The 23,906-nt window shown below is 38.8% G+C and carries 22 protein-coding genes and 1 pseudogene; 18 read left to right on the forward strand and 5 right to left on the reverse strand.

Going from position 1 to position 23,906, the window contains the following annotated elements; genetic code table 11:
• Positions 1 to 400 precede the first annotated feature (400 nt).
• The 4 genes from ACEN36_RS03170 (at position 401) to ACEN36_RS03185 (ending at position 3,906) form a co-directional block, all read left to right on the forward strand.
• On the forward strand, positions 401 to 1,246 hold the full coding sequence (locus ACEN36_RS03170) for an aldo/keto reductase (protein ID WP_407125934.1): 846 nt from the start codon (positions 401 to 403) through the stop codon (positions 1,244 to 1,246).
• Between the two features lie 206 nt (positions 1,247 to 1,452).
• On the forward strand, positions 1,453 to 2,433 hold the full coding sequence (locus ACEN36_RS03175) for a biotin--[acetyl-CoA-carboxylase] ligase (RefSeq protein WP_407096398.1): 981 nt from the start codon (positions 1,453 to 1,455) through the stop codon (positions 2,431 to 2,433).
• Positions 2,430 to 2,954, forward strand: a complete 525-nt coding sequence (locus tag ACEN36_RS03180) for a biotin transporter BioY (RefSeq protein WP_407102328.1) — start codon at positions 2,430 to 2,432, stop codon at positions 2,952 to 2,954. Before ACEN36_RS03175 ends, ACEN36_RS03180 begins: the two co-directional genes overlap by 4 nt.
• Positions 2,955 to 2,988: 34 nt before the next feature.
• Positions 2,989 to 3,906 carry an aldose 1-epimerase family protein gene (locus ACEN36_RS03185; RefSeq protein WP_407125935.1) on the forward strand — a complete coding sequence of 306 codons (918 nt, stop codon included), beginning with the start codon at positions 2,989 to 2,991 and terminating at the stop codon, positions 3,904 to 3,906.
• A 796-nt stretch (positions 3,907 to 4,702) separates the two neighbouring features.
• Here ACEN36_RS03185 and guaC read toward each other — a convergent pair.
• The gene (gene guaC / locus ACEN36_RS03190; RefSeq protein WP_407102326.1) at positions 4,703 to 5,677 is read right to left on the reverse strand and encodes a GMP reductase; all 975 of its coding nucleotides are present in this window, start codon (positions 5,675 to 5,677) and stop codon (positions 4,703 to 4,705) included.
• Between the two features lie 279 nt (positions 5,678 to 5,956).
• Here guaC and ACEN36_RS03195 point away from each other — a divergent pair, with 279 nt between their 5' ends.
• The 8 genes and pseudogenes from ACEN36_RS03195 to ACEN36_RS03230 all read left to right on the forward strand — a co-directional run bounded on the left by ACEN36_RS03195 (position 5,957) and on the right by ACEN36_RS03230 (position 12,584).
• A complete protein-coding gene (locus tag ACEN36_RS03195) occupies positions 5,957 to 6,493 on the forward strand; it encodes an AAA family ATPase (RefSeq protein WP_407096402.1) in 537 nt (178 codons plus the stop codon).
• Between the two features lie 378 nt (positions 6,494 to 6,871).
• On the forward strand, positions 6,872 to 7,201 hold the full coding sequence (locus tag ACEN36_RS03200) for a MarR family winged helix-turn-helix transcriptional regulator (RefSeq protein ID WP_407096403.1): 330 nt from the start codon (positions 6,872 to 6,874) through the stop codon (positions 7,199 to 7,201).
• Positions 7,202 to 7,252: 51 nt separating this feature from the next.
• A pseudogene (locus ACEN36_RS03205) lies at positions 7,253 to 7,878 on the forward strand (SDR family NAD(P)-dependent oxidoreductase).
• 148 nt (positions 7,879 to 8,026) lie between these two features.
• The gene (locus ACEN36_RS03210; RefSeq protein WP_407102325.1) at positions 8,027 to 8,812 is read left to right on the forward strand and encodes a hypothetical protein; all 786 of its coding nucleotides are present in this window, start codon (positions 8,027 to 8,029) and stop codon (positions 8,810 to 8,812) included.
• Positions 8,813 to 8,975: 163 nt separating this feature from the next.
• Positions 8,976 to 9,584 (forward strand): hypothetical protein, encoded by a 609-nt coding sequence (locus tag ACEN36_RS03215; protein ID WP_407096405.1) that lies wholly within the window; start codon positions 8,976 to 8,978, stop codon positions 9,582 to 9,584.
• Between the two features lie 22 nt (positions 9,585 to 9,606).
• A complete protein-coding gene (locus ACEN36_RS03220) occupies positions 9,607 to 10,245 on the forward strand; it encodes a copper homeostasis protein CutC (protein ID WP_407096406.1) in 639 nt (212 codons plus the stop codon).
• 217 nt (positions 10,246 to 10,462) lie between these two features.
• Entirely contained in the window at positions 10,463 to 11,248 is a 786-nt protein-coding gene (locus tag ACEN36_RS03225) for a serine hydrolase (RefSeq protein WP_407125936.1), read from the forward strand.
• Positions 11,249 to 11,417: 169 nt separating this feature from the next.
• Positions 11,418 to 12,584: a cation diffusion facilitator family transporter gene (locus tag ACEN36_RS03230; protein ID WP_407096408.1), complete on the forward strand. Its 1,167-nt coding sequence runs from the start codon at positions 11,418 to 11,420 to the stop codon at positions 12,582 to 12,584.
• Positions 12,585 to 12,690: 106 nt separating this feature from the next.
• Here ACEN36_RS03230 and ACEN36_RS03235 read toward each other — a convergent pair whose 3' ends face one another.
• Entirely contained in the window at positions 12,691 to 13,578 is an 888-nt protein-coding gene (locus ACEN36_RS03235; RefSeq protein ID WP_407096409.1) for a fructose bisphosphate aldolase, read from the reverse strand.
• A 270-nt stretch (positions 13,579 to 13,848) separates the two neighbouring features.
• Between ACEN36_RS03235 and glpK the strand changes: the two genes are divergently transcribed.
• From glpK to ACEN36_RS03255, 4 genes are all read left to right on the forward strand, one after another.
• Positions 13,849 to 15,369 (forward strand): glycerol kinase GlpK, encoded by a 1,521-nt coding sequence (glpK, locus tag ACEN36_RS03240; protein ID WP_407125937.1) that lies wholly within the window; start codon positions 13,849 to 13,851, stop codon positions 15,367 to 15,369.
• A gap of 42 nt (positions 15,370 to 15,411) precedes the next feature.
• Positions 15,412 to 17,070 carry an FAD-dependent oxidoreductase gene (locus ACEN36_RS03245; RefSeq protein ID WP_407125938.1) on the forward strand — a complete coding sequence of 553 codons (1,659 nt, stop codon included), beginning with the start codon at positions 15,412 to 15,414 and terminating at the stop codon, positions 17,068 to 17,070.
• Positions 17,071 to 17,107: 37 nt separating this feature from the next.
• On the forward strand, positions 17,108 to 17,833 hold the full coding sequence (locus tag ACEN36_RS03250; RefSeq protein WP_407102320.1) for an MIP/aquaporin family protein: 726 nt from the start codon (positions 17,108 to 17,110) through the stop codon (positions 17,831 to 17,833).
• Between the two features lie 553 nt (positions 17,834 to 18,386).
• Complete coding sequence (locus ACEN36_RS03255; protein ID WP_407125939.1) at positions 18,387 to 19,841, forward strand: MFS transporter; 1,455 nt, start codon at positions 18,387 to 18,389, stop codon at positions 19,839 to 19,841.
• Between the two features lie 51 nt (positions 19,842 to 19,892).
• On the opposite strand, the gene dhaM is transcribed toward ACEN36_RS03255, so the two are convergent.
• Genes dhaM through dhaK form a run of 3 tightly spaced genes read right to left on the reverse strand, consistent with a single transcriptional unit; the run spans position 19,893 to position 21,859 of the window.
• Positions 19,893 to 20,267, reverse strand: a complete 375-nt coding sequence (gene dhaM, locus ACEN36_RS03260) for a dihydroxyacetone kinase phosphoryl donor subunit DhaM (protein WP_407096414.1) — start codon at positions 20,265 to 20,267, stop codon at positions 19,893 to 19,895.
• Positions 20,260 to 20,853: a dihydroxyacetone kinase subunit DhaL gene (dhaL, locus tag ACEN36_RS03265; protein ID WP_407125940.1), complete on the reverse strand. Its 594-nt coding sequence runs from the start codon at positions 20,851 to 20,853 to the stop codon at positions 20,260 to 20,262. The genes dhaM and dhaL overlap by 8 nt, the downstream gene beginning before the upstream one ends.
• Before the next feature lie 16 nt (positions 20,854 to 20,869).
• Entirely contained in the window at positions 20,870 to 21,859 is a 990-nt protein-coding gene (gene dhaK / locus ACEN36_RS03270; protein ID WP_407096416.1) for a dihydroxyacetone kinase subunit DhaK, read from the reverse strand.
• Between the two features lie 242 nt (positions 21,860 to 22,101).
• On the opposite strand from dhaK, the gene ACEN36_RS03275 reads away from it, so the two are divergent.
• On the forward strand, positions 22,102 to 23,151 hold the full coding sequence (locus ACEN36_RS03275) for a DUF6930 domain-containing protein (protein ID WP_407096417.1): 1,050 nt from the start codon (positions 22,102 to 22,104) through the stop codon (positions 23,149 to 23,151).
• 37 nt (positions 23,152 to 23,188) lie between these two features.
• Positions 23,189 to 23,884 (forward strand): NAD(P)H-dependent oxidoreductase, encoded by a 696-nt coding sequence (locus tag ACEN36_RS03280; RefSeq protein WP_407102317.1) that lies wholly within the window; start codon positions 23,189 to 23,191, stop codon positions 23,882 to 23,884.
• Positions 23,885 to 23,906: the final 22 nt, after the last annotated feature.

Consider the following 23,906-nt stretch of genomic DNA (forward strand, 5'->3'; position numbering starts at 1 on the left):
GTTACTGATCAAGTGAGGTACAAAAGAAGCGTCACTTGAAGAATAAAGTGGATTTAGTGATCAAGTGAGTCTCAAAAGAAGTCTCACTTGAAGAATAAAGCGGATTTAGTGATCAAGTGAGGTACAAAAGAAGCGTCACTTGAAGAATAAAGTGGCGTTACTGATCAAGTGAGGTACAAAAGAAGCGTCACTTGAAGAATAAAGTGGATTTAGTGATCAAGTGAGTCTCAAAAGAAGTCTCACTTGAAGAATAAAGCGGATTTAGTGATCAAGTGAGGTACAAAAGAAGTGTCACTTGATGAATACTTCCGAGGGAACAAACTTTTTTCTCCACGCTGACGCGTTCCAGTTTCCTATACCTGATTTGATTTGATAAAGTAAGTCTACAAGGAGGGATAGAATGGTTAAATTACCAAATGGGGAAGAATATCCTAAATTTGGCATAGGGACGTGGCATTTGGGGGATAGACAAGAGAATCACCAGCAAGAAAAAGAAGTGATTCAATATGCGCTGCAACATGGTGTGACGTTAATTGATACTGCCGAAATGTATGGTAATGGAAATTCTGAAAAGTTAGTGGGTGACGCGATTCAAGGTTTCGATAGAGAAAGTTTTAAATTAGTATCAAAAGTATTGCCTCAAAATGCGAGTAAACAAAGAATGCGTCAAAGTTTAAACGCCAGCTTGGAACGATTGCAAACAAATTATTTGGACCTTTATTTATTGCACTGGCTTGGACAAGTGCCGCTGCAAGAAACGATCGAAGTCTTTGAAGAATTAAAAGCAGAAGGTAAAATCAAAGCTTGGGGAATCTCCAATTTTGATTTAGAAGAAGTAGCATCATTGCGGAATAAAGCTGATGGTGACCAAAATCAAATCAATCAAGTATTGTACCACCTAGGCTCACGCGGTATCGAGGTTGCTTTGAAACCTTATATGGACAGTATAGGCATACCTGTGATGGCGTATTGCCCAATGGGACAAGGCGGTAATTTAAATTCAGGCTTGCAGCATAACGATACGATTCAAGCTATCGCTAAAAAGCATCAAGTAAGCGAAATGCAAGTAATTTTGTCCTTTATTCTTCATCAACAAAATACCATTGCTATTCCACGTACCGGAAATCTGGAACACATGAAAGAAAACATCGCTGCTCAAGATATCAAATTGACTTCAGAAGAGTTGGACAGACTGGATCAAGCATTTCCAGCTCCAACAAAAAGAGTGCCTTTGGATATTGAATAGCAAATAGTACTGCAATCTTCTATATAGAAGATTGCAGTTTTTTTTGAATAATAGCCAAACCAACGATACGTTGAATAAATTTGTTTCTTTAGCTGTCTAACGTTAGGATTGTTCATGCTTATTGTTACCCTTTAAAAAAATATGGTTGACAACGAGCGGAATAAAAGTAAACTGAAGATAAGAAATGACATACGGAGCGTGAAAAAATGGCAACAAAAAATCGTGTATTGGATTATTTAAACCAGCATAAAGAATCAGCAGTGTCAGGTCAGGAAATAGCCGACCATTTAGCTGTCTCAAGAACATCTGTCTGGAAAGCGATCAAATCATTGCAGTCAGAAGGCTTTCAAATAGAAGCCACTACCAACAAAGGCTACCTCTTGACCAATGAGCCGGATATTTTATCTAAAACCGTTCTGCATTCCCTGCTCAAAGAAGAACCGGATTTCATTGAAGTGTATCCGCAAATCGGTTCCACAAATGATGAAGCTAAAAACATCATTAATGAGCGCTCTATCAACAAAGGAATCTTATTAGCGGAAGAACAGACAAAAGGAAGAGGTCGTTTAGGCAGACAGTTTTACTCTCCTCACCAAACAGGTCTGTACATGAGCTTGATCTACAAAAATAAGGACCAGTTGAACGCAGCTTCCATCACTACAGTAGCAGCAGTAGCGGTATGTCAAGCGATTGAGAAACTAACTGGTAAACAACCCGTAATCAAATGGGTGAACGATATCTTTCTTGACGGACGCAAAATTTGCGGTATTTTGACAGAAGGAATCCTGAATTTTGAAACGGGAACGATTGATTCCATTATCATAGGGATCGGATTGAATTTTAAAGTTTCTGATTCAGTTCCTGAAGAGTTTCGATCCATTATCGGCGCTTTATTCCAAGAGCAAGAAGTAACGTTGACGCGCAATCATCTAGCAGCAGAAATTATCAACCAGCTAGATGATATATACCAACATTTAGACAGTATCCAGTATTTGGACGAATACCGGAAACGCTGTTTCGTTTTGGGTCAGGCAGTTTCGTTTACAGACAAACAGAAAGTCATGAGCGGGACTGCGCGAGCGATTGATGACGAAGGCGGATTAATTGTGGAACTGAACGATGGACAAATGAAGACCTTGCGTTATGGAGAAATCAGCATTCGATTGGTGGGAGGTAATGAAAAATGACTTTATCGGTTAGAGACCTTACGCAAATCAGTCTGATGGCTGCCTTGACGTTTATAAGCGGATTTATCCTTATTCCGATGGGACCCGTACCGTTTACTCTGCAGACTCTTTTTGTACTGGTGACAGGTCTGTTGTTAAAACCAAAAGCCGCCTTATTGACGCAAGTGCTGCATGTGGTGCTGAAATTAGTGTTTGGCGGAGGTCAATCAGTACTGAGTCCCAGCTTTGGCTTTTTGTTCGGCTTTATTTTAGCAGCATGGGCAATGAGCAGGATGTTGCTCAAGTGGGAAAACAACATGGTTTCTTACGCGAAAGCAACGATAGTCGGGACTTTCCTTACTTACTTGATTGGAATGCCTTACATGGCTCTGATTTTAAATGGTTACTTAGGAGCAGGCTATTCCATTACACAAGTCTTTTGGACAGGAATGGGCTTGTTTATACCAGGCGATTTGGTAAAAGCCGGGTTAGCTGTTTTGATCGCTATGAGAATAAGAAGACACATTCCTCTGTTTAATTAAAATGTTCTGTTAGCTAAAAAGTAGAAAAAGATTTATGATGAAAAAGAAAAACGATTTTATTTTTGGAGGGATTTACGTGATTACATTGGAAAATGAAGAACTGCTTGTTGAGATTTCATCTAAAGGAGCAGAATTGCAAAAGATTTACAATAAGAAAGCAGGTTTTGACTACCTTTGGAATGGAAATCCCGAATACTGGGGCAGCCACGCGCCGAACTTGTTCCCGATCATTGGCCGTTTGAATGAGTACAAATACAAAAAAGGCGACGCTGTCTTCGAGCTGCCGCAACATGGCTTTGCGAAGGAAATGGACTTTGAAGCCATCAAAGAATCGGATGAAAAAGCGGTATTCACGTTACAGAACAACGAACAATCAGCGGAAATGTATCCTTATAAGTTTACATTGACCATTGAGTACACGTTAATCGGTTCACTAGTCTCTGTGAGCTATAAAGTGGATAACCATTCAGAAGAACGCATGCCGTTTTCTATCGGAGGTCATCCTGCTTTCAACGTTCCGTTAAACGGAGCCGGCAACTACGAAGATTACACGATTACGATCAGTCCAAAAGAAGAGGTTAGATACTTCGAAAGCAACCCACTGCCTTATCGTAGTGGAAACCGAAAAGTGCTTCGTGAAATGCGCGATGGTGTGATGCAAATGAATCATGAAACATTCCGTGACGGTTTGATTATTATTGATGAGCCAAAATTGAATCAAATTACCTTGACTAGTCCTGAAGAACATGGGGTAACCTTAAACGTCAGTGACTTCCCATATCTATGTCTATGGACAAAAGAACAAATCGACGCACCATTTATTTGTATCGAGCCCTTCTTTGGACTTCCAGATATTGCTGGTGAAATAGGCACGTTAGAAGAAAAAGACGGCATTATTTTACTGGAATCAGGAGACACGAAACAAATCAGCTTTACGATTGATACATTTTAAGCTGTGCAAATAAAAGAGGTTCTGGCTGCGATTAATTGCGGCTAGAACCTCTTTTTTTACTAGTCAATGGAAGAGTTAAAAAGATAGGTAGTATCATTTTGCAAAAAAAACACCAAGGAGGTTCTCCTTGATGTTTTTACTTTTAGGATCTTCATCTTCTAACGTTAGTAAAGAAATTTCCTCCGGCCTATAGGGTTGCTTATGGAAAGCCATGATTGTTGCTGCTTCAGCAGCTTACAAGCATGGTACACTTGGGCGTACGCCCACAGTGTTTCCTTTTTTTACATCCTTTTCATGGCTATAAGCAACCCCATATTCCTCCAGTAATTTCTAAGAATGAGTTTCTAATGGGGTTAGAGTTAAACAGAAGTGTATTTTCTACTTACCAATGTCAAATATTGTAGAATCTACTTTTAGCCACTCTTTAGTTAAAACGAGCTGCACAGAGCAGACCACATGTCTATAAGCCGAAGCAGTCCTGTTGATAAAAAGCATCAACTGGACTGCTCCTTCTTATAGCCAGTGGTCTGAACGCTCTGTTCCGCTCTCTTTAGACGAGTTGCGCGCGGCAGATTGCACGTCGATAAGCTGAAAAGGGTCTGTTAGGAAAGTTCACCTAACTGACCCTTTTCTTCTTATAGCCGGTAATCTAAACGCCGCGCTCCACTCTCTCTATCTAAGACGAGCTGCACAGAGCAGACCACATGTCTATAAGCCGAAGCAGTCCTGTTGATAAAAAGCACCAACTGGACTGCTCCTTCTTATAGCCAGTGGTCTGAACGCTCTGTTCCGCTCTCTAGCGGTCTCCGTTAAAGATTGAGTTTTTAACCAGTACGTAGTCTACTTTACGGATGGCTTCGAGATCTTTTCCGCCAGCGTATGAAATAGAGGATTGTAAGTCTTGTTTCATTTCAACTAAGGTATCTTTGATGCTGCCTTTGTGTTCAAGCATGATTTTCTTACCTTCGACGTTTTTGCGTTCGCCTTTTTGGTATTCAGAAGCACTACCAAAGTATTCTTTGTATTTTTTACCGTCTTTTTCAATCGTGTGTCCTGGAGATTCTTCGTGACCTGCAAATAATGAACCGATCATGACCATTGAAGCACCAAAACGGATTGATTTAGCGATGTCACCGTGATCACGGATTCCACCATCAGCAATAATCGGTTTGCGCGCAGCTTTAGCACACCAATTGATAGCCGCTAATTGCCAACCGCCAGTACCGAATCCAGTTTTTAATTTCGTGATACAAACTTTCCCAGGACCCACGCCGACTTTTGTAGCGTCTGCTCCAGCATTTTCCAATTCACGAACAGCTTCTGGAGTACCTACATTTCCAGCGATCACAAATGATTCTGGCAAATGTTTTTTGATGTGTTGGATCATATCGATAACCGATTGTGAATGACCATGAGCAATATCAATCGTGATATATTCTGGGATCAATGCTTTTTCAGCTAATTCTTCGATAAATGAATATTCGTTTTGTTTTACTCCTACACTAATAGAAGCAAAAAGACCTTTAGCGTGCATTTTTTCAATAAATGGGATACGGCTGGCTTCATCAAAGCGGTGCATAACATAGAAATAATTGTTGGCCGCTAATTTTTCAGCTAATTCTTCATCAATAACAGTTTGCATATTCGCCGGAACAACAGGCAATGCAAATGTATGGTTTCCTAAAGTAACAGTAGTGTCGCATTCTGAACGACTTCTTACAATACTTTTATTAGGGATCAATTGAACGTCTTCGTAATCAAAAATTTTCATGATTATTCCTCGTTTCTTTATTTAGTGTTGCTCTATTAGCACACAAAAAAACACGAACTTTTAAAGATTTGCATCTAATTAAAATTCGCACCTAGAACAATTTACACTATATTTATTCTTTTGTCAAAGGAAAAACGCAGAAAAAAACTGGTCTCTTCCTGTTTACAGATGGATTTGCCATAATCTCTTCTTTTTTGATTTTTAATATAAATTAATCAACCTTTCAAGTCTTTTTTGGTACAATAAAAACACTATCGAGAAATAACAAGGAGGAAGGAAATGCCAAGTCAGAAAAGGATTTTGGTTTTAGTTGGACCGAGCGGCAGCGGGAAATCAACCGTGAGTGATTTGCTGGTCGAAAAAGGTATCCCTAAATTGGTAACGTCAACGACAAGAAAGCCGCGTTTAGGAGAAGAGAATGGAATCCATTATTATTTCCGAACCAACGAACAAATGAAGGAAGAACCGTTTATTGAACAAACTTTTTATGCTGAGAATATTTATGGTTTATCTGTGAGAGAAGTCGAAAGCAAGTTGAGAAAGTACGACACAGTGCAAGTGACCTTAGATAAAAATGGCGCTCGTGTGATGAAGGAACAATTTGCAAAGGAAACGAAAGTGATCTTTTTTCAAATTACCGAAGAAGAAATGATAGAACGTATGAAAAATAGAGGCGATACTTTAGAATCCATTGAAAAGAGAATCGATTTCTGTCAAGCAACTAAAGAGCTGGAATCGCCTGAAGATACAGATTTAATTATTTCCAGCGGAACGCCCCAAGAGATTACCCAACAAATTCTGGATGAATATCATTAAAGTTATTTCAAGCAGGAAATACAGACAGAATACCTGCAAAAGTAAAACATTCTTTAGAGCATAAAGATGGCTATCAAAGTGACGTATGGATGTGAAAAGAAATAGGGTATTAGAGGCAGGGGAATGTATAAAGCATTCATCTGCTTCTAATTGCATATGTGCCAATATGGAACCTCAAAATATAGGACAAATAATTTAATTTAGCTAGATACTTCTAAATTAAATTGTTTACATAGAAACAATTGAGTTATAAAGGAGGGTCAACCAGTCTGAAGTTCCTAACAATCATTGCTCTACTGTTATTTTGTAAGCGTATTTAGTTGACCGTGGAAACTGGTCAAAATTAGTACGCAGGTTATAGCTTCATAGGAGGTTTAAATGGAGAATGCAACGAATATTTTCAAACTAACTCATATGATTGAACAGGTAATCAATGGAAATATTGTTCGATTTACTAAAGATTTTTCTTATCCTATTGGCATATCAACCATTAGTGTTTTAAGTAAGATAGAAGCCAAAGGTCCGGTAAAGCACATTGACTTGACTGAACCATTAGGGTATTCCAAAAGTACGAGTACAAAAATGGCAGAAAAACTGGCCAAGCTTGAATTGGTAAAACGGATGTATGATAAGAATGATTGTAGAGCGATTTATTTAGAAATTACTCCTAAAGGTACGGAAGCACTGAAAGAAGCTAGGGTTTATTGAAATAACATTAAAAAATAAAAATGATTTTATTACTGGAACTGGAGTTTTTTTATGGCTCGTTTAGAAGAAAAAGTTATCATTATTACTGGTGCTGCTCAAGGTATGGGTGAGTCTCATGCAAGACGCTTTATTGCAGAAGAGTGGGCTGCTGTTGTTGCTAAAACGGAAGAAACATTTGGACCAGTGGATGTCTTAGTCAACAATACGGGCATCACAATGGCAAATCTCTACTAGACACAACGGAAGAAGATTACCGCCGCATTGTGGAGATCAATCAAGTTTCTGTATTCTTAGGAATGAAAACAGTGGTTCCGTCTATGCAAAAAGCCGGTGGCGGTTCTATTGTGAATATCTCTTCTATGAACGGTATCGTTGGGGGAGCTGTTGGCTATACTGATACTAAATTTGCTGTTCGCGGTTTGACAAAAGCTGCTGCAAGAGAATGTGCCAATTATGGTATCCGTGTTAATTCAGTGCATCCAGGTGTGATTGCAACTCCGATGGTGGTTCAAGAAGATACAAAGGCTGTTATAGAGGCTTTTGCAAAACAAATTCCATTGAAAAGAGTTGCTCAGTCTGAGGAAGTAACCAACCTTGTATTGTATTTAGCTTCTGATGAATCCAGCTATTCAACAGGTTCTGAGTTTATTGTAGATGGCGGATTAACTGCTTATTAATGTAGACTCTCCAACAAACAAAATAGTAATTTTATAACTATCGGTGAAAAAGCAGCGAAGTCTTTCGGTGCTTTTTTGACGATTACCAGTAAAAAGTTTGCTATACTGGATTGGAATTCAATTAGAAAAAAAGTATGAGGAGAAAAAAATGGATAAAAATACCATTAAACAGTTAACAAAAAGAATGAAGAAATTCAGAACATGGACAGAAGGAACGTTTATCAATCCGATTTCTTACCGTGTAAATGGAAAATTGTATTATATGACAGGATTTACTAAAGGTGGAGAAAGTGTAGGGACAGCTTATTTTACTTTGGATGGAGAAGAAGTGAAAGCTGAAGCTTACGAAGCACAGACATACTTGTCTACATTTGCCGATATCAGCAAAAATATTTTTTCTATTGGAGAAGACCACTTGAAAATCGATCTAGATTATTATACGCTTCCTTTAGCGATTCCTGTGGATAGTGAACTATCAGAGGTCATTGCAGGACATCAAGCCTACCAAAAACTGTGGGAGTGGCACCAGGAATACAATCAATGCATTTTAGAATACAAGGACTATTATGAAAAAGATGTATTGATTCGGGAAGAGATTACCGTAGACGATGTTAGAAAGACACAAAAAACAGCTGCGATAGTCAATCTGTACCAATACGATACGCTCAAATTGTTATTGGAAAAAAATGCTGAAATAGAAGCCTATGTAGCGTATTTAGAAACTACTGCAGAATGGAAGAAGTTGACTAAAAATCAACGGTATTTTGTTAAAGAACTAACAAAAAATAAAGAAAGATTGAAGAATAGTCTACATACGTTAGATTTAATTGAAGCTGAAAATCGTGAAGAGATGCTGCAGCTGAATTTCGATTACGGAGTTAAAATAAATGTCGAGCAAATGATAGGGCAGCAACAATATATCCGTTACCCTTAATAAAATAAGCCTAAAAACGACGAATAATCGTCGTTTTTTTGTGCTCGCGTCACGAAAAAATTGTGCTATACTAAAATTTAGATGTAGAGAACAGAACGCATCGAATAAGCAGTACATAATCAGTAGTAAGATACTATCATAGAATGAAAAACAGAGGGGAAAAATGAAAATTTACTTGCTTTTAACGGATACAGGAACTGTTTTGAATACAGCGATTAAAAAATATACACGTAAACCTTACAATCATGCCTCTTTAGCTTTAGACAATCAGTTGACTCAAGTTTACAGTTTCGCAAGAAAGAATGTCTATAATCCGTTTTTTGGAGGTTTTGTTCGAGAAGATGTGACAGCACATCTATTAAACGAAGCTTTTTGTGAGCTCTACAGTTTAGAGGTCACGCCACTGCAATACAAACAGCTGCAGTTTATGATGAGTCAATTTGAGAAAGACAAAGACAAATATAAGTACAACTTTTTAGGCCTGTTAGCGATCGTGCTGCACAGAGACTTTAATCGTGACAATGCTTATTTTTGCTCACAATTTGTAGCTCATGCACTGAAAGAAGCCGATATTCAGCTGCATGATAAAGCTCCGCACCTGACGACACCGGATGACTTTAGACAACTTGAACAAGTCGAATTGATTTATGAAGGAACGGTTCAGGAGTATTTAGTCAAAGAAAATCCTATGTTTGATTTTTCTCGAGAAGCTGGTTTAACAGGAACACTACATCATTTTTATAAGCTTTGCCAAAAACGGTTAGTAGGATAATCAAAAGGAACGAGGAGATAGTATGTTAAAAGAAGTCTGCGTAGAAAACTTCACCAAGATTCCTAAAGCTATTCAACAAGGAGCCGATCGAATTGAACTGTGTGATAACTTGGCTGTTGGGGGAACAACGGTCAGTTTAGGTGTAATGGAACAAGCAATAGCTTATTGCAAAACCAAGGCGGTTCCGGTTATGGCCATCATCCGTCCTCGTGGCGGTAATTTTGTATATGACGATATCGAAAAGGCTATTATGCTGCGAGACATTCAACTGGCTCAACATGCTGGGGTTGATGGCATTGTTATTGGAGCTTTAACGGAAAAGAAAGAGCTGGACAAAGATTTTTTACGTCAAGTCGTTAAGTATGGCGGTTCCATGGAGAAGACATTCCATATGGCATTTGATGAGATTGCGGAAGATTTTCAGCAGAAAACTATCGATTGGTTATGTGACGCAGGCTTTTCACGTATTTTAACACACGGAGGTCCTTTGACTACTCCGATTGAAGAGCATTTTGTCAAATTAAGAGAAGGGATCAATTATGCTGGAGACCGGATCATTATTTTGCCCGGTGGAGGAATCACGCAAGATAATTTAGAAGAAATCCAACAAGAATTAGCGGTGCAAGAAGTACATGGCACAAAAGTCGTTGGAATATTATAAGCAGGAAAGTGGCCGTTAAAGGAATGCGGTCACTTTTTGTTGCCCTAAGTTAGTAAATTGTGCGATGACTAATCAGTGGCTTTTAAGACAAGAAAGCTATATGATGATAGTGAGGAAACAACAGGTAAAATGCAGTCAGAGTAATGGTTGTGTCAGGAAGAACTTCGTTAGGTAGCTAAATAGGAACACCTAATTTCTGTGAAAGCGAGGGATCTTTATGGAATGGGAAAAAGAACTCATTGCTGTGAACAAGCAGTATACGCCCTTAGACACTAAAGGCTTGATGGTCTCAGTAGGGGATAAAATGGTAACGTGGCAAGCAGAAAAGCTGTTTACAGCAGCAAATCTGACCAAGTTGCCCATCTATTTATTTTACTATGAAAAAGCTGTTCGTGGGCAAATGGATCTGCTGGAAGAAATCATTGTACCAACGGAAAGACGGATCGCAGGCAAAGGGGTACTGCATTTACTGCCCCGAATCGAAAAATGGACCATAGAAGATTTGCTGACAATGATGATCGCTGTTTCAGATCATGAAGCGACCAACCAATTGATCGCCCATGTTGGGCTCAGAACGATTCAAGAATGGATCGAAACAAAAGAATGGAAAAAAGATGTGAAGCTAAGACGTTACTTGATGGATTATGCTTCTGGCTTGACCAATGAAATCTCTCCTAAGGGAGCCATTGCAGTGATGAAAGACATCATTCAATTAGGAGAACAGAATCTGGAGTGGCAAGAAAAAATTGAATTTCCTTTATTAAATCAACAATTTCGAAACGGATTGCCTGGATCATTAACCGAAAAAAATATCCCTATTCTGGAAATATTAAATAAAACAGATGAAGACAACACTGTCTTGCATGATGTGGCTTTATTCCGCTACAAAGACAAGAAAGTGTATATCGCAGCTCTTGCTATGGACGTCCAAGATGAAGCTCAAATGTATGCTTGGATGCAGGACATCGGAAAATTGATCTTCCAGAAAATCGAAGAACGCTGAATGTGGTCTAAGTTTGACAACAGTTAAAGAATGAGAACTTTTGGGTTACTAAAAGTTCTCATTCTTTTATTGTTGTTAAAAAGGAACCATCTGAGCTGAAAAATGACGTGAAAAATTCGATTCTTTTGTTATAATGGACGAATACTATATTTTAGGAGTCTTGTAAACGATGAAAAAATGGATAGATTATTACCTTAATCAGCAGCTAAAAAAAGGGAGTCGTTCTCAGATTGGGATTTTCTCTGGTAAAATAGGCTTATTTTCCAACCTGCTTCTCTTTCTGTTTAAATTAAGTGCAGGCTGGATATCTGGAAGCGTCTCTATTATAGGAGATGCAATCAATAGCATGGCAGATTTCGCGTCCTCTATCCTTACATTATTTGGTTTTCATATGGCTGCCAAACCTGCAGATAAAGAACACCCATACGGTCACGAACGTTCTGAATACATCATCGGACTAATGGTTTCCATCGGGATCATGTTTGTGGGATTTCAATTTTTATTAACTTCCATTCAACGCATCTTGAATCCAGAGCCTTTATCCACGACACCGCTTGTTTTTATCCTGTTGATAGTCTCAGTGATGATAAAGGTGTGTCAGGGGTATTTCTATAAGCGAGTAGCAAATACGATCCATTCCAATGCTATTGAAGCAGCGGCTCAAGACAGTTACAACGATGTTTACACCACATTGGTTGTGTTAGGTGCCTCCATCGTAGAAGTTCTTTTTGGCTGGCAAATAGACGGTTATGCTGGTACATTGATTGCGGTGTATATTTTATACAATGGAATCCAAATCATACGCGACTCAATTGATGACTTGCTTGGTCCAAGACCAAATGAACAAGAAATAGAAAAAATCACGCAGTTTTTAGACAATTATACGGCTATCGTGGGTTACCATGATTTACTGCTCCACCATTATGGCCCAAACAAAACATTTGCTACTATTCATATCGAGATCGATGACAGCTGGAGTTTGACAGAAGCCCATCGCGTAATCGATACTATTGAAAAAGAATTTAAAGAACAGTTAGAGGTAGAGTTGGTGTGTCATTTGGACCCGATCGCAATCCAGAATGAGGAACAAACGAACATTTACAAACAAGTCAAACGCATCTTGCAATCCTATCAACTGAATCTTAAGTTCCATGATTTTCGTGTGGAAGAAAAAAATGGAACAGCTATTATTCGTTTTGATTTAGTAGTTCCTGATAATATTGAAAAGACTACTAACCAAGCCCTCCACGCCTCTATCCAAAAGAAAATCCAAGAAGAAGTCGGAGCCTATGAAGTAGCCATTGAATTTGATCGCCTGTACTTGCTGAAAAAGTAACTCATTCAATAGAGTACTTTTAAAGAAAAGAGCAAAGCTTGTTTCATCCTACAGTAAAAGCCCTTTCCACTACTGACTAGTGAAAAGGGCTTTTATTGGTTTTAAATTAAGAAACAGATGCATCATAAATTTCTTGAATAGAATCTTTTAAGATCGCATCAAATTCTTCTTCCGATTGATTAGCGTATAGTCCTTCAGATAGAGCACGAGAGAAGCTGGCAATCAAGCCGGTGTTGTTTTTCAATTTTTCGTTGGCTTCTTCGCGCGGATAACCTCCAGACAAAGCCACTACTCGCAGAACGCGAGGATGTTCGATCAATTCTCTATAAAAATCAGCGACTGTTGGAATAGATAACTTGATCATCACATTTTGAGAGTCATCCAGTTGATCCAAGTACGTTAAGAGTTCTTCTTTCAAAAGACTTTCGCATTTTTCTTTGTCTTCACTGTAAATATTGACTTCTGGTTCAATAATCGGCACTAAACCGGCATTGAGAATTTGTTTTGCTGTTTCAAATTGTTGGTCTACTACTTGATGGATGCCGTCTCTATTGGGTTCTTTGATAACAGAGCGCATTTTCGTACCAAAAATATTTCGTTCGTTTGCGCGTTTCAATAAGTCATCTAAAGTTGGATTGGGCTTCATTAATTGAACGCCTTCAGCTTCTTCTGCCAAACCTTTATCGATTTTCAAGAAAGGGACAATGCCTTTTTTATCCCATAAATAATCTGCTGTATAGTCATCTTCGATCTTACGGTCCATAGTCTGCTCAAAAAGAATAGCCCCTAGTATCGAATTTGAATTAAATGATGGAGAGGTAATAATACGTGTTCTCATTTCATGGACAAGATCAAACATTGTATCTTCATCAGAATATGAATTTTCATCCACACCGTAAAGTGCTAAAGCTTTCGGCGTACTTCCACCACTTTGGTCCAGTGCAGCGATAAAACCTTTGCCATTTTTGATAATGTCTACCTGTGCTTTATTCACGATATTTTCAGCTCCTTGTTTTTTTTTTGAAAAAGTTGTTTATCGAATGGGTATTGATTTCAACCGTTAACTTCTTCATATAGATTATAACAATGAAACACTAAATCGTAAAAAGATAACCATTATGACTCATTTGTGACAGAGAAAAAAACTTTTCCTAATAAGAAGGTTATTATTTTACTCCTTAAATAAAGAACGTTATAGTAGTTTTAAAAGTAACTGCTTACATTTTAAAAGAATGTAAGCGAAAAAAATTTAGGAGGCAAGAGAATGGAAAAGAAATATATCATGTCGATCGACCAAGGAACGACCAGTACCAGAGCTATTATTTTTGATAAGGAAGGGAACCCGAAATGGACCTTCCAAAAAGAGTTTACTCAATATTTTCCTGAACCAGGTTGGGTAGAACATGATGCAAATGAAATCTGGATCTCTGTGTTGACGGTTATTGCCGGTGCTTTGATCGAGTCAGGACTTAGACCCGGTGAAATCGATAGTATCGGAATCACCAATCAACGGGAAACTACCGTGGTGTGGGATAAAGAAAATGGCCGCCCAATCTATCATGCAGTGGTGTGGCAATCAAAACAAACCAATGATATTTCTACAAAGTTAAAAGATGACGGCTACACAGATATGATCCACAAAAAAACTGGTTTAGTGATCGATTCTTATTTCTCTGCTACTAAAGTTAGATGGTTGTTGGATAAAGTTGAAGGAGCTCAAGAAAGAGCTGAAAAAGGTGAATTGTTATTTGGAACGATCGATACATGGCTTGTTTGGAAGCTGACTGGCGGTGCTGTTCATGTTACCGATTATTCTAATGCTAGTCGAACAATGTTGTATAATATTTATGATTTAGAATGGGATAAAGAGATTTTGGAAATTTTAAATATTCCCGAAGCGATGCTTCCTGAAGTAAAATCTTCTTCTGAAGTTTATGGAAAAACGATCGCAGAGCACTTCTATGGAGAACAAGTGCCTATCGCCGGAATTGCCGGGGACCAACAAGCTGCATTATTTGGGCAAACGGGTTACGAAAAAGGGATGGTGAAAAACACCTATGGTACAGGTGCGTTTATCATCATGAATACCGGAAAAGAACCTATCCAATCTAAAAATGGGCTATTAACGACGATCGCTTACGGGTTGAATGGAGAAGTAACGTATGCATTAGAAGGTAGTATTTTCGTGGCTGGATCTGCTATCCAATGGCTGCGTGATGGTATGCGCATGTTCAGAGCGTCTCCAGAATCAGAAGAGTATGCTAAAAAAGTAGATACTACAGATAATGTCTATGTTGTTCCAGCCTTTACTGGATTAGGGGCTCCTCATTGGGACCAAGATGCGCGCGGTGCAGTCTTCGGAGTTACACGTGGAACATCTAAAGAACACTTTATTAGAGCCACTTTGGAGTCATTAGCGTACCAAACTAGAGACGTCATCGACACGATGAATAAAGATTCCGGCATCGAAACGACGACTATGCGTGTTGACGGTGGAGCAGCCAATAATGATTTCTTGATGCAATTCCAAGCCGACATTCTAGATGTGACGATTGAGCGTTCTAAAGTAAGCGAAACAACTGCTTTAGGTGCTGCTTATCTTGCAGGGTTAGCAACTGGATTTTGGAGCAGCCAAGAAGAAATCAAAAAATATTGGGAAAAGAATGCTACATTCGAGCCCGAAATGGACGAGGAAAAACGAGAAGACTTGTATGCAGGATGGCAAAATGCTGTTGAAGCTACCAAAGTCTTCAAGCACAAACCATTAAGAAAAAGCAAAGACTAATCCTTGAAACACGACGCTGTTCTTTAAGGAGGTTATGGAAACATGCCATTTTCAGGAAAGACTCGTCAAGAAAATATCGAGACTATGAAACAGACACCGCTGGATCTATTGATTATCGGCGGGGGCATCACTGGTGCAGGAATTTTGTTAGAAGCCGGAGCTAAAGGCATTTCCAACGGATTGATTGAAATGCAGGATTTTGCTGCAGGAACAAGCAGTCGTTCGACAAAATTGATCCATGGCGGTTTGCGGTATTTGAAACAAATTGAGGTCGAATTGGTAGCAGATGTCTCTCGAGAACGAGAGATCATCTACAATAATGCCTCTCATATTGTCAAACCGACTCCAATGACGCTTCCAATATATGAAGAATCAGGAGCCTCATTCGATTCTTTTTCAGCAAAAGTGGCGTTAAAACTTTATGACGACTTATCTGATGTGCAAGAAGAATACAAACACTACTTTTTAGATCGAGAAGATACCTTGAATCGGGAACCGGCTCTAAATAAAGATGGATTATTGGAATCCGGTGTTTATTTGGATTACACATCTGATGATGCTCGTTTAACACTTGAAATATTAAAAAAAGCCCATGGATACGGCTCGCTCATTGCAAATTACGTTCGTGCTGTCGATTTTATTTATGATGCAACGGAACAAATTTGCGGAGTGAAAGCAGAAGATGTGCTGACTGGTGAGGTATTTGATATCCAAGCGACTGTTGTGATAAATGCGACTGGTCCATGGTCAGATACCATAAGAAAAATGAGTACACCGGAAACAGAAAGTCTGATGCGGCCAACAAAAGGTGTGCATTTAGTAGTGGACAAGAACCGATTGCCTGTAAATGGACCTATTTATACCGATACTGGTTTACAAGATAATCGTATGATATTTATTGTACCACGACGGGATAAAACATATTTTGGGACTACGGATACAGATTATCAAGGCGACATTGCCGATCCAAAAGTGACTGATGAAGACATAGTATATCTGCTTAAAGCTGTCAATCAGCGCTTTCCTGAAGCACATTTGACCAACGAAGACATTGAAGCCAGCTGGGCAGGATTAAGACCGTTGATCAGTGAGGGGAAAGGAAAAGATCCTTCTGCCGTATCTCGTGGAAGCTCTTTGAAAGAGTCGAGTGATGGCTTAATGACCATCGCTGGCGGAAAATTGACGGATTACCGTCGGATGGCTGAGGGATCGATCGATCTGGTTGAAAAACGGCTGAAAGAGAAATCCGGCAAAGAGTTTCCAAAAGTTGAAACAAAAGCCATCAAGCTTTCTGGTGGAGACGTTCCATTAGGAGACGGGTTTGGTAAATATATAGAAGAATTATCAGCAAAAGGTGTGCAATTAGGGTTGCCCAAATCAGAAGCTATGCGATTAGTAGAATGGTATGGTTCAAACGCAGAAATCTTATTTAATGAAACAGAGGCTTTTGATCAATTACATGGATTAAATCACGGAGAAGGTTTATCACTGAAGTATTCTTTAGAAAACGAAATGACTTTGACTCCCACTGATTATTTTTCTCGCAGAACAGATACACTATTGTTTGATCATCCTCATTTACAGGAAATCAAAGAGCCGGTAATCAAAATCATGGCTGATTTTTATCACTGGGATGAAGCAACAAAGAGGAAGATGAGTGACGAGTTGGAAGATATGATACATGAAGTAAATCGGTCTTAATTATTCAAACTATGGAATTGAAAGAGAGGGAAAGAGAATGGACACAACTTTATGGCAACAGTTGATTGGAGAATTTATTGGAACAATGATTTTAGTGTTACTAGGGGACGGTGTTGTGGCGGGCACTGTATTAAATAAAACAAAAGGATTTAATACAGGTTGGCTGATGATCACATTAGGTTGGGGACTAGCGGTTACAATAGCTGTTTTCTCATCAGGATTTTTAAGCCCGGCGCATATTAACCCAGCAGTAACATTAGGAATGGCTATAGCAGGAGAATTTAGCTGGGATTTAGTATTGCCTTATATGGGTGCACAAATATTAGGAGGTATTGTTGGAGCAGTACTCGTTTGGATTCACTATATGCCTCACTGGAAAGCAACAGAAGACTCTGAAACAATCCTTGGTGTTTTCTCAACAGGTCCGGCAATTAAAAGTCCAATTTCCAATATCGTTAGTGAAGCTATCGGTACGGGTATGTTAGTATTTGGATTATTGGCTTTCACACAAGGTGAATTTACAGATGGATTAAACCCGATCGTAGTTGGTTTATTGATCGTATCTATTGGTCTTTCATTAGGAGGAACAACTGGATATGCCATCAACCCGGCTCGAGACTTAGGTCCAAGAATCGCTCACCAAATCTTACCGATCGCCAATAAAGGCGACTCTGACTGGGGATACGCATGGGTTCCCATCGTAGGACCATTAGTCGGAGCAGCAGTAGCCGCGTTATTATACCAATTATTACCATTAGGATAGAAAGTTAAGCAAGGCGTTAAAAAAATATAAACGACGAGAATTAGGTGTTCTTTACCTAACTCTCGTCGTTTATATTTTAGTAGGATAAGCAGCGCGGGCTGAATTGTGCAACGCGTAAAAGGAAGGCGGTCAGCTAATATTAAAAAGAAACCTGACAGGGAGAAACATTTCCTGTCAGGTTTCTTTTTAACGATGAAGTGCAGAGAATTAACATCAACTAGGCCGCCTAGATGATGAAGTTTACAACTTGAATACCGAGACTATTTCTTTCTCGATAAAGTTCCAAACTAAAACTCGACTACTAAACTAACTGGTAAAAAAATTCTTTTAGATTTTTGAAGTTTTTAAAAATAGCGCTATCATTGATAAAGCAACGTTTTGATTGTGTTTCTGTGCACAAGAAAGACATATTTTATTCAAAAAAATAAAAAAGCGGATTCTTTTTTGAGATATTAATCTTGTAAAGGGTTTCCTTTGATGATGCTATGTATTACATTGTGATACTACAAAACAAAAGTATTCTATAACACTCACAAAGGAAAGAGGAAATAAAATGGCAAAAGAAAGTTATGTAGAAGAAAATAGTACTTTAGCTACAGCGGCAAAAAAAGATGTACGTCCTTTCGGGATGAAGGATAAAATCGGATATATGGCAGGGGATATGGCCAACGATATGTTCTTTATATTTGCTAGTTCGTTCTTGATGGTTTACTATACAAATGTTTTAGGGATTAGCGGAGCAGCAGTCGGAACTTTATTCTTAGTAGCACGAATTGTAGACGCTTTTACAGATATTGGGATGGGACGCATCGTTGATACTTTTAAACCGGCAAAAGATGGCAGATTCAGACCATGGATACGTCGGGTAGCTCCATTTGCAGTTATTGGTGGTTTTTTGATGTTTGTTTATGTCGTAAAAGATTGGTCTATGCCAGCTAAAATGATTTACGTTTATGCAACTTACTTATTTTGGGGTAGTTTTTGCTATACTGGTATCAATATTCCTTATGGTTCAATGGCTTCAGTAATTAGTGACAAAGCAGAAGAGCATGCGGCTTTATCTACATTCCGTAGTGTTGGAGCAAGTATTGCATCTATCGTTATCTCGTTTGCTGTTCCATTAGTTGTTTATACAACCAATAGTTCTGGTAATCAAGTGATTATTCCTGAACGCTTTACAATGGTTGCAGGTGTATTTGCTATTATTGCTTTAGTATTGTATGCGCTTTTGTACTTCTGGTCTACGGAAAGAATCCAACTCCCGGAAAAAGATGCTTCTGAAACTGAGTCGATGGGTGAGCAAATGAAAACCATCGTTAAAGGATTGACAACGAATAGAGCCTTATTGGGAATCATTGCTGCGGCCATTTTCTTATTGTTGGCACAATTGTTAGTAGGTTCAATGAATGCTTACCTATATACAGTTTACTTTACGAATACTTCAGGTCTTGCTATTGCGGGTGTTCTTGGAACGGTAGGGGTATTATTGCTGGCTCCATTTGCAAGTAAAATCGCTGCACGTTTTGGGAAAAAAGAATCCGGTACAATCGCTTTGATCTTCAGTGCTGTAATGTATGGAATTTTATTCTTCTTAAAACTGGATAATGTATGGGCTTTCTTAACATTTTCATTCTTAGGGAACTTAGGTATGAACTACTTCAACATCATTATCTGGGCATTTATCTCCGATATCATTGACTTCCAAGAAGTACGTACTGGCAATCATGAAGACGGAACGATTTATGCAGTTTACTCTTTCTCTCGTAAAATTGGACAAGCATTTGCTGGTGGATTAGGGGGCTTTGCATTGACGGCTATTGGCTTTGTCTCTGGTGCAGCTTCTCAATCACAAGCAGTAGCAGATAATATTTACCGAGTGGCAACTGGAGTTCCTGCATTGGGTTACTTGATGGTAGCTCTTGCTTTAGCCTTCATCTATCCTTTAGGCAAAAAACAAGTGGAAGAAAACACACGTATCTTACAAGAACGTCGTGCAGCTGGGGAATAAGATATAAAAAAATAGGCTGTCTCAGTTGAGATAGCCTATTTCTTTATAGCGTTATTTCACTTTCAATTCAGCTAATTGTTTATCGATATCTTCCAGAGGAACTTCCACTTGCAAGAGAGAAGCTGCTGTATACGCACTTTCAATAAACGCTGTATCGTATAATGTGATATTTTTGTCTGAAGTTTCAATCGCCATTTCCAGATTCATTTTGGCACTGCCAAGATCGTAAAATGCGATGATCGTATCTTCTTCAAATTCTTCCACAGCTGCAGAAATCTTGTCGAAACTAGTTCCCACTTCGCCATCTTCTGTACCGCCAGCAGGTTTGATTGTGACATCAGCTGCTACTTGGCTTAATAGTTTCGTTAAGCCTTGCGCCACTTCTTCAACGTGTGAAACCAATAAAATACCAATTTCTTTACCCATTGTATACACCCGCCTCTAGCATAGTTTTGAAAAGATAGCTGCTGGACATGGCGCCTGGATCTAAATGACCAACGGAACGATCGCCTAGGTAAGAGGCCCGGCCTTTAGTAGCTTTCATTTGTTCTGTTTTCGCTGCAGCTTCTTCAATGATTTCGGTGGTTAAGGAATTTTCTTTGACAGCGTCTACTACCGGGATCCATTCGTCGACCATGGTTTTTTCTCCAGCGACAGCTTTGCCTCGTTTCTGAATACCATCTAAACCGGCTTCCAATAATTCAGCCAAATCTAGTTCGTCGTTGTCCTTGCTGGCTTTAGCCATACTGATAAAAGCAGATCCATATAGAGGACCTGAAGCTCCGCCGATTTTGCTGACGAAAACCATACCGATGTCTTTTAACAAATCAGTTAAAGCTTCATATTCATTATCTGCTAATTTCTCTTTCAATGCAGCAGCCCCGCGAGCTAAATTGTTGCCGTGATCTCCGTCACCAATTGCGGTGTCCAGTTCACTTAGATAAACTTTATTTTCTTGCAGTTGTTCAATAAATAGATCCATCCATTTAGTTACATTTTCAATTGAAAGCATATTGTGAGCTCCTTTCTTACCAAGCGATCGTTGTCACTGGTGCGTTTAAATAATCTAACCATTTTGTATCTTCTAATTTGACTAAAGTAACGGAGAGTCCAGCCATATCAATAGAAGTCATGTAATCGCCAACTTTTTTAAAGGGCAGTTTTAAACCATCTTGTTCTAATAATTGATGGACATCATTTGTGAAAACGAATTGTTCCATTAATGGAGTAGCACCCATTCCGTTAATCAACAGAGCATACTCTTCATCAGCGGACCATTGGAATTCTTTCTTCAATTGCTTCACTAATTCAGCTGCCAAGTCTTTTGAAGGTTGCAGTTTTTCTCGGCGGTAACCGGGTTCACCATGAATACCCACGCCAAATTCAATCTCATCGTCTGCTATATCAAATCCAGGTTTACCTACTTCTGGGTTAGTAGCTGGTGTTAAAGCAACTCCGATAGACTTGATAGCGGGAACTAATTTGTCCGCTAAAGATTTGATTTCTGTCAGAGAGGCACCTTCTTCTGCAGCGGCACCAAGAATTTTATGGACTAATACAGTACCTGCGATTCCGCGTTTTCCTGCAGTGTAGGTGCTGTCTTCAACTGCAATGTCGTCATCAACAACCACGAAATCGACAGGAATGTCTTCCATGTCTGCCAAGTCTTTAGCCATTTCAAAATTCATGATATCGCCCGAGTAATTCTTAACGATCATAAAGACGCCGTTTCCTTCATCACTGGCTTTAACGGCTTCTAGAATTTGATCTGGGGTAGGAGAGGTGAAGACTTCTCCGCATACAGCTGCAGACAACATACCTTTGCCTACGAAACCAGCGTGTGAAGGTTCGTGACCACTACCACCACCACTAACCAATCCTACTTTTCCATTTTGAGACTGTTTGCGATGAATCACGTTTGTTTCAGGTAAACGTTCAATTAATCCGTCGTAAGCAAAAACCATCCCTTTGATCATTTCATCGACGACTGCGGATGGTTCATTAATGATTTTTTTCATGACTCTTCCTCCCATTTCAATATAGTTCATTTCATCTCTATTGTAACCGTTTGCTTGGCAAAGGACAAATAGTAACTTGGAGATGATTTGACAAAAAAGCTTGAGAATAAAGTTGTAGGATAAGGTAATTATTGAGATAATGAAATAGAGCTAAACTTGCAACAAGTGAAGATAAATTAAGCTTACAACAAATAAAGAAAAGTGACGAGAAATTTAACTTCGTTCTACAGGGGGTGTGTCAAATGAAAGAGGAGACCAAAATATTTCAATTAGCTAAAGACCTCTATCAAGCCGCGTTTTGGGAAGATTATTGGGACACAGACATTTTAGCTTTACAGTTTCCAAGTAGAACTGAGCCTGTTTTTATCTCTATTTTAGGAAAAAGCGATGGCAATTATGGATTTCTTTTTTACCGTAATTTAGAAGAATTAAGGTATTATTTTGAAATGGCAAAGCAGACTCAAATAAGAGATTTGGAAACCTCGTTAGATTTTTTGCTCCTGCAAAAAGGCATCTCTTTAATGTATGAAAATCGTTCAGATTTAGAAAAAGAAGATTATGATAGAATAAAAAGCAGTGGTGTTGTATTTAGAGGAAAAAAAGCTTGGCCAGTGTTGATTGATTATAAACCAGGTTTTTATCCTGACGATGTTGATCCAATCGAAATACCATTTGTGATTGAAATAATGGAAAAATTGTTGAAGATGGGACACGACTTCCGCTCTAAGTTGGATGTATACGACACGGAAGAAAATAAAGAGAGGGTATTTTTACGTACATACCAAAAAAATGGAAAGTATAAAGATGATTTATTTTCCGTTCCGCTGACTGTTTTACAAGGTACAGCTGTTCAAGTGTATGAAAAGCAAGAAATTAAAATAACCGATTTTGAGATGAGACGGGCAGAATCTTTAAAGATCGGCAGCTCTATTTGGGAATTGGAATTAAATTATGTCGCTTTGCCAGTAGAAAATGAAGCAACTGAGCGGCCTCGTTTTTCTGTCATGTTGATGGTTGTGGATGCCAAAAGCACCGAGATCGTACTGGGTGAACTGGTTGAATTTGATGAAATCGAGCGTATTCAGCGCCTTTTTCTTAAAGCTTTAGTTGCTACTAATGTAAAACCGCCAACTATAGTAGTGAATATTGGTCGTTACAAACAGATTTCCGGAATATTTGGGGAGATGTTGAGTAAATTAGGCATTGGATTGACACCCGTGTATAAATTGCCTTTGATTTCTGTGGTGCAAAAGGATATGGTAGACTTTTTTGACGAGATTGAAAACACGTAGCATCATTCATTCAATACATGGAGGGGATAATAAACAGATGAAGACGTTGGTGATTATTTCGCATCCTGAGATAACTGAATCGGGAACCCAGCAATTTTTGTTGAGCTCGATTGCAGATAATGACACAGTAGAAGTACATCATTTAGAAGGAATTTATCCCGATAGAAAGATAGATGTGCTTGCTGAACAGAAGTTGCTGAAAGAGTATGACCGTATCGTATTTCAATTTCCATTCTACTGGTACAGTTCTCCGCCGATGCTGAAGCAATGGCAAGATGAAGTATTGACGGATGGATTTGCTTATGGAAAAAACGGACATCAATTAAAAGGGAAAGAGTTCGGATTAGTGCTGTCGATTGGGGTAAGAGAAGCTGAATACCAAGCTGGTGGAAGAGAAGCGTTCAGTATCCACGAATTGACGAAACCTTTTCAAGCCATGGCAGTTAAAACAGGAATGTCCTATTTGAAATCCTTTTTGATTTATCAATTTTCTTATATGATAGAAATCCAAAAGATGACCTTGCTGATCGAATACCAACAATTTTTAACTCGAGCAGCTGATGATAGCTTGCTGACGAGAGAAAATTGGTTGATAGATCAATTGTTGAAGACCGATAAAGAAACGCTAGCTCCTGGTGATGAAGTGATTTTACAACACGCGGTAGAAGCTATTGAAGAGAATCGGGATACGATAGATGGTTTAAAGATGGTTTTAGATGAGATGAACGGGTAAGAAAACGAATAAATTGGAGAGA

Origin of the sequence: Desemzia sp. FAM 23989 (assembly GCF_045528345.1) — a bacterium.
GTDB lineage: Bacteria > Bacillota > Bacilli > Lactobacillales > Carnobacteriaceae > Desemzia.